Annotated in this window: 6 protein-coding genes; 4 read left to right on the forward strand and 2 right to left on the reverse strand. The window is 67.3% G+C overall.

The window, feature by feature from the left end:
• Nucleotides 1-146: 146 nt before the first annotated feature.
• Nucleotides 147-785, reverse strand: coding sequence for a DUF6474 family protein (locus ACWELQ_RS34535; protein ID WP_452401219.1), 639 nt, complete (start codon nucleotides 783-785; stop codon nucleotides 147-149).
• 178 nt (nucleotides 786-963) lie between these two features.
• Between ACWELQ_RS34535 and ACWELQ_RS34540 the strand changes: the two genes are divergently transcribed.
• From ACWELQ_RS34540 to ACWELQ_RS34550, 3 genes are all read left to right on the forward strand, one after another.
• Nucleotides 964-2,613: a TM0106 family RecB-like putative nuclease gene (locus ACWELQ_RS34540; protein WP_452401220.1), complete on the forward strand. Its 1,650-nt coding sequence runs from the start codon at nucleotides 964-966 to the stop codon at nucleotides 2,611-2,613.
• Complete coding sequence (gene htpG / locus ACWELQ_RS34545; RefSeq protein WP_452401221.1) at nucleotides 2,610-4,565, forward strand: molecular chaperone HtpG; 1,956 nt, start codon at nucleotides 2,610-2,612, stop codon at nucleotides 4,563-4,565. Before ACWELQ_RS34540 ends, htpG begins: the two co-directional genes overlap by 4 nt.
• Before the next feature lie 311 nt (nucleotides 4,566-4,876).
• The gene (locus ACWELQ_RS34550; RefSeq protein ID WP_033085228.1) at nucleotides 4,877-5,077 is read left to right on the forward strand and encodes a cold-shock protein; all 201 of its coding nucleotides are present in this window, start codon (nucleotides 4,877-4,879) and stop codon (nucleotides 5,075-5,077) included.
• A gap of 98 nt (nucleotides 5,078-5,175) precedes the next feature.
• Here the strand turns inward: ACWELQ_RS34550 and ACWELQ_RS34555 are convergent, their stop codons facing one another.
• Nucleotides 5,176-5,943, reverse strand: a complete 768-nt coding sequence (locus ACWELQ_RS34555; protein ID WP_379359638.1) for an SDR family NAD(P)-dependent oxidoreductase — start codon at nucleotides 5,941-5,943, stop codon at nucleotides 5,176-5,178.
• A 236-nt stretch (nucleotides 5,944-6,179) separates the two neighbouring features.
• On the opposite strand from ACWELQ_RS34555, the gene ACWELQ_RS34560 reads away from it, so the two are divergent.
• The coding region (locus tag ACWELQ_RS34560) for an SDR family NAD(P)-dependent oxidoreductase (protein WP_452401222.1) at nucleotides 6,180-6,377 on the forward strand (198 nt) is incomplete at its 3' end.

Consider the following 6,377-nt stretch of genomic DNA (forward strand, 5'->3'; position numbering starts at 1 on the left):
GTGCGCCGAACGCGGCGGTCACCAGCACCAGCAGCATCAGCCCGGACGAGCCGGGGTAGCCGCCGCCCGCGAACCCGTGCGCGGCGACCGCGAGTGCCGCCATAGCGACACCTGCCAATCCACCGCGCACCGAGCTCATGGGTCGTTCAGTTCACGCCGAGACGGGCGAGCACATCGGCTTCCAGGCCGGAGAGCTCGTTGGAGATGGAGGCGTGCACGGCGCGGCGACGCTGCACCGGCATCTGGGCGGCGGTGCGGACGGCCGCGGACAGGCTGTCGAGCCGGTCGCGCCCGGCGGCGACGAACTGCTTGGTCTCGGGATCGGCGCCCTTGGCCTCGATCTGCGACAGCGTGGACTCCACACTCGCGATGCGCGCCTGCAGCTTCGCGCCGGGACCGGCGAAGTCGCCGAGCTGATCGAGTCCGACGCCGAGCTGCGCGGCGCGGCGGGTGTCGAGCTGCCCGCGCACGAAGGTCGCGCCCCGGTAGGCCAGCGGCGCCAGCACCGGCAGCAGCACGCGTGCGACACCCAGGTACTTGCGCACCGAGGCCGCGCTGAACGGATCCCGTTCGGCGCGCGCGGCGAGCTTGTTGGCCGCCTTCTCCTCGGCCTGCAGCTTGGCGATCTCCGCCTTGGCGACCTGCTTCTGTGTACGCGCCTCGACGCGGTGGCGCTTGCGCTCGTTGCGCGCGCCGAGCTTGGCCTCCATGCCGGCCTTGTGCTTGAGGGCTTTCGCCTCGGCTCGGCGGCTGACCCGCTTCTTGCGCTTGCCGAACAACCCCATAAATGGCCTCCGTCATGCTGGTTCGCCATGGCAGCACAGGGCCGGGGGGAAATGCCTGTCCGCCCATGAAACACAGTTTGCGAATCACCCTAACGGGTGCGTGCGCCACGCAGCGAGCGCCTGGCTGTTTCGGTGCCAGTTCGTAGGAATGTCGGGGGGTGAGGCCATACTGAACGGCGTGTATTCGGGCATCGGTGACCATGGCGAGCGGGCTGCGTTTCTGGACGCGCGTTCGCTGATCGGCTGTAGACACCGATTGCATCTGGACGCGGAACATCCGGGCGTGCTGACCGGGGTCATCGAAGACGCAGGCGTGCAGCAGCGTCGAGAGGCCGCCGCCGCGCATCGACTTCACGTGCGGGACACGCTGGTTGCCGCCGCGCCGGAGCGCTGGACGGTCATCGATCCGAAGCAGTCCGCGACCCGCCGCGCCGAGGCCACCATGGCCGCCATGGCGGCCGGGGCCGAACACATCTGGGGTGGACTCCTGCCGCAGGAGCCCGATACCGGCCGCCGCGGCGGCTGCGAAATCCTCTGGCGCGACACCGATCGCGGCGGCTACATCCCGGTCATCGTGGTGAACCACAAGGTGACCGATCCCCGCCAGCCGGATCCGGCCGACTACCACCCCACGACCAGCGGCCTCTACGACTGGAATCCGCAGCCGGACAGGCATGTTCGCACCCGCCCGCAACCGCGCGACCAGCAGCGCCTGGCCCACCTCTACCGCATGCTGCAACGGCACGGCCTGGCCAGCCCGGCGCTGGTCGGCGGCGCGATCGGCTACCACTTCGACCGCGTCCTGGTGCACGACCTGGGCCCGATCCTGGCCGACTACGACGTCCGCTACGCCGACCGCATCGCGGTGGTGCGCGGCGAACTGCCCACGGTCGCATCGAAAGTCCCGGAGTGCCGCCAGTGCCCGTGGTGGTCGCGGTCGCCGGAGGAGGGTGGCCGCAGCTGCGAGCAGTGGCTGTCGGAGCATCGCGATGTGAGCCTGGTGGCCCCGGGTTCGCGCGCGGAAACGTTGCGCCGCCACGGGGTCGAGACCATCGACGATCTGGCCGCCTGGAGCGGCGACGAACCCGACGACTGGCAGTACGAACCCTTCACCGAGACGGTGGTGACCGCCCGCGCCTGGGCCACCGGAGCGCCCCTGGTCCGCCGGGTCGAGCGGGTGCGGGTCACCCGCGCCGACGTCGAGGTGGATGTGGACCTGGAGAGCTACCAGGAGCACGGCGCGTACCTGTGGGGCACCCTGCTCGACGGCGTGTACCGCCCCTTCGTCACCTGGGATCCGCTGCCCACCGAGGACGAGGGCCGCTCCTTCGCGGAGTTCTGGACCTGGCTCATGGAGGTGCGCGGCGCGGCGATGGCGGAGGGCAAAACCTTTGCCGCCTACTGCTACTCACGCACCGCCGAGGACAAGTGGCTCTACGAGTCGGCCCGCCGTTTCGCGGGTCGCCCCGGCATTCCCACCGAGCGCGAGGTGCAGAAGTTCGTCGACAGTCCGCAGTGGGTGGACATGTTCCAGGCGGTGTCGGAGCAGTTCATCTGCCCGAACGGCAAGGGCCTCAAGAAGATCGCGCCGGTCGCGGGCTTCCACTGGCGCGACGCCGAGGCCGGGGGCGAGGCGTCCATGGCCTGGTATCGCCTGGCCGTCGCCTACGAGGGCGGCGAACCGGACATGTCGCAGCGCACCCGCATCTTCGAATACAACGAGGACGACGTGCAGGCGACGAAGGTGCTGCGGGACTGGATGACCGATCGCGCGGACGCCGAGGTTCCGGGCATCGCCGACTTCGCCCGTCGTAATATCGCGTCGTGACCGAACACATCGAACACCTGGAGTTTCAGGCCGAGACCCATCAACTGCTGGAGTTGATGATTCACTCGGTGTATTCGAACAAAGACACCTTCCTGCGCGAGCTGGTGTCGAACGCGTCGGACGCGCTCGACAAGCTCCGCTTGGAGACCTTCCGCGACAAGGACCTGCACGCCGACACCTCGGATCTGCACATCGATCTCGAGGTCGACCGCGACAACCGCGTGCTCACCGTCCGCGACAACGGCATCGGCATGTCCCGGGCCGAGGTGGTGGATCTGATCGGCACGCTCGCCAAGTCGGGCACCGCCCAGCTGCGCAAGCAGCTACTCGAGGCGAAGGCCGGTGATCAGCAGGCCGAGGAGCTGATCGGCCAGTTCGGCATCGGCTTCTACTCGACCTTCATGGTGGCCGACAAGGTCACGCTGACCACCCGCAAGGCGGGCGAGACCACCGGCACCCGTTGGGAATCCGAGGCGGGCTCTTCCACCTACGCCATCGAGGAACTGACCGAGGCCCCGCAGGGCACCTCGGTGTCATTGCACCTCAAGCCTTCCGACGACGAGGATCACCTCTTCGACTACACGCAGGAGTGGAAGCTCCGCGAAATCGTCAAGAAGTACTCGGATTTCATCGCCTGGCCCATCCGCATGGATGTCGAGCGCACCGTCATGGACGGTGAAGGCGAAGAGAAGACCGAGAAGACCCTGGTCGAGACCCAGACCCTGAACTCGCAGAAGGCGCTGTGGACGCGCCCGCGCAGCGAGGTCTCCGACGAGGAGTACCAGGAGTTCTACAAGCACGTCTCGCACGCCTGGGACGATCCGCTGGAAATCATCCCGATGAAGGCCGAGGGCACCTTCGAATACCAGGCGCTGCTGTTCATTCCGTCGCACGCGCCGTTCGACCTGTTCACCCGCGAGCACAAGCGCGGCGTGCAGCTGTACGTGCGCCGGGTGTTCATCATGGACAACTGCGAAGAGCTGATGCCGGAGTATCTGCGCTTCGTCAAGGGCGTCGTCGACGCGCAGGACCTGTCGCTCAACGTCTCTCGCGAGATCCTGCAGCAGGACCGCCAGATCCAGATGATCCGCAAGCGGCTGGTGCGCAAGGTGCTGTCCACGGTCAAGGATCTGCGTAACGCCGACGACAAGACCAAGTACTGGGAGTTCTGGAAGGAGTTCGGCCGGGTCCTCAAGGAGGGCCTGCTGTCGGATCCCGACAACCGCGAAACCATCCTGGCCGTCTCGTCTTTCGCGTCCACGCACTCCGAGACCGAGCAGACCTCGCTGGCCGAGTACGTCGAGCGGATGCCCGAGACCCAGTCGGCCATCTACTACATGACCGGCGAATCCCGGCAGCAGATCGAGAACTCGCCACACATCGAGGCGTTCAAGGCCAAGGGCCTCGAGGTGCTGGTGCTGACCGAACCGGTCGACGAGATGTGGGTGGGCTCGGTCCCCGAGTTCGACGGCAAGCCGATCGTCTCGATCGCCAAGGGCGAGGTCGACCTGGAGACCGAGGACGAGAAGAAGGCGTCCGAGCAGCTGCGCGAGCAGCAGGACAAGGACTTCGCCGAGGTGCTGACCTGGCTGCAGGGCGTCCTCGACGCGGAGGTGAAGGAGGTGCGCCTGACCAACCGGCTCACCACCTCGCCCGCCTGCATCGTGGGTGATGTGTTCGACTTCACCCCGATGCTCGAGCGCATGTACCGCGCCTCGGGGCAGGAGCTGCCGCACAGCAAGCGCATCCTCGAACTGAACCCGTCGCACGCGCTGGTCACCGGCCTGCGTGACGCGTTCGCGAAGGTTTCCGGCGAGGCCGAGAAGCCGGAGGCGCTGACCGAGACCGCCGAATTGCTCTACGGCACCGCGGTTCTGGCCGAGGGCGGCGAGCTGAAGGATCCGGCGCACTTCGCGCGCATCCTGGCCGACCGGCTGACGCGCACACTCTGACAAGTTCTCTGGATCGGGCTCCTGCGGTGTTTCCGCAGGAGCCCGACCTATAGCAAGCGGGAATTGGTCATGCGCTATTTGTCCCGAATGTGACGATCCACATCCGTCGGTGATTTCGGGAACTCCACGCCGACGCGTACGTTGTACGTCTTGGTCGTAAGTTTTCGTGTACGTGTTCTACATGCTCGCGCGGAACATTGTGCGGGCGTGCTTCACCTTGCAAGAGCAGGGTGGCCGCCTTCTGATCGACCCCGGGTACCGCGGCCGCGGCACCCACGCAACACAAAGAAACACCTCGTCAGGAGAAGGTAATGGTTCAGGGCACCGTCAAGTGGTTCAACGCGGAGAAGGGCTACGGCTTCATCGCCCGCGAGGACGGCCCCGACGTTTTCGTCCACTACTCGGAGATCGAAGGCAACGGCTACCGTCAGCTCGAAGAGGGCCAGGCCGTGTCGTTCGAGATCACCGAGGGCAAGAAGGGCCCGCAGGCTGCTGCGGTCCGCCCCCACTAAAGCTTCCTAGGCGCGGGCCTCAACCCCCGCGCCTTTGTGCTTTACGAAACAGTAAGGCCCGCACCGGATCCCGGTGCGGGCCTTATTTGTTCCAGCGACTAGCGCGGAGCCATGCGGAGTGCGCCGTCCATGCGGATGGTCTCGCCGTTGAGGTAGTCGTGCTCGGTGATGTACTGCGCGAGCTGCGCGTACTCGTCCGGGCGGCCCAGGCGCGACGGGAACGGGACGCCCGCTTCCAGCCCCTTGCGGTACTCCTCGGTGACGCCCGCGAGCATCGGGGTGTCGATGATGCCGGGCGCGATGGTGTTCACGCGAATGCCGAACTGCGCCAGGTCGCGCGCGGCCGGGATGGTCATGCCGGCGACGCCGCCCTTGGACGCGGAGTAGGCGATCTGCCCGATCTGCCCCTCGAACGCCGCGACGGACGCGGTGTTGATGATGACGCCGCGCGAGCCGTACTCGTCGACCGGATCGGTCTTGGCGATGGCGTCGGCGGCCAGGCGCATGACGTTGAACGAGCCCAGCAGGTTCACGGTGATGACCGTGCGGAACAGCTCCAGGTCGTGCGGGCCGTTCTTGGACAGGATGCGTCCCGCCCAGCCCACGCCGGCGCAGTTGACCACAATACGCAGCGGCACACCGGATTCCACGACCTTGGCGACCGCGGCGGCCACCTCGTCACCGCTGGTGACGTCGGTCGGGATGAGGGTGACACCGGCGGGGACGCTGTCGCCCGCGCGCTCGATCGACTGCGCCAGATCCAGGCCGAACACGGTCGCGCCCGCATCGGCGAGGCGCTTGGCGGTGGCCGCGCCCAGCCCGGACGCACCTCCGGTGACAATGGCGGCGGAGCCCGAAATCTCCACGGTGTTGGTCCTCTCGACTGTGGACGGCCCTCTCACTGGCCCTCCGTCAATAGGCACGATAGCGGGGTGCGGCGCGCGCCCCGCGCGGGGTCCGGTTCGAGCGTTTCCGGCCTCGGCACGTTGTCGCACTCTTCGCTGTCGCTGTTGTGCACTTCGCAAAGGTGTCGCGTATCGCGCAACAAATGCTCGCAAGATTTGCGAACACGAGTGTTCGTCTAGATGGTAGTTTCGCATACATGAATGCCAGCCCGGCCGGAACACGCCGTGGATTCCGCCGCCACTCCCCGCGAGTCGCGGGCCAACGCATCCTGATCACGGGCGCGGCGAGGGGGATCGGGGCGGCCCTCGCCCGGCAGCTGCACGCGCACGGGGCGCACGTCGCGCTGCTGGGCATCGAGGAGAAGCTGCTGTCCCAGGTCGCCGCCGACTGCGGC

This window comes from Nocardia sp. NPDC004722, from assembly GCF_053601505.1.